Source organism: Myxococcus sp. AM009, from assembly GCF_013372605.1.
GTDB classification, from domain to species: Bacteria; Myxococcota; Myxococcia; order Myxococcales; family Myxococcaceae; genus Myxococcus; species Myxococcus vastator.
Genome location: NZ_JABXEP010000498.1, coordinates 1 through 406, shown reverse-complemented (window position 1 = coordinate 406; position 406 = coordinate 1). Strand labels below are relative to the sequence as shown.

The 406-nt window shown below is 62.8% G+C and carries 1 protein-coding gene; it reads left to right on the top strand.

Annotated elements, in window-relative coordinates; all coding sequences use genetic code 11:
- Positions 1 to 406 (top strand): cytochrome c oxidase subunit 3 (locus tag HV824_RS36580; RefSeq protein WP_217918073.1); only part of this gene is annotated, 406 nt, incomplete at both ends.

The following is a 406-nucleotide window of genomic DNA, read 5'->3' as shown; positions in this document are numbered from 1 at the left end:
CCCACCGACTCAACCCACGCCTTGCCCGAGGGCTGGCCCGGCATCGTCAACGATTGGTCGGGCGACCGCGAAACCTTCAAGGTGCCGTGGGGCAAGGCCATGATGTGGATCTTCCTGCTGTCGGACACCTTCGTCTTCAGCAGTTTCCTGATCGGCTACATGACGGTGCGCATGTCGACCACGGTGCCGTGGCCCGATACGGCCGAAGTGTTCGGCATGAAGATCGGGGGCGTGGAGGTGCCGTTGCTGCTGATCGCCATCATGACCTTCGTGCTCATCAGCAGCAGCGGCACCATGGCCATGGCCGTCAACTTCGGATACCGGCGCAATGCAAAGCGTGCCGCCGCGCTCATGCTGGCCACGGCATTGCTGGGGGTCTGCTTCGTCAGCTTGCAGGCGTTCGAAT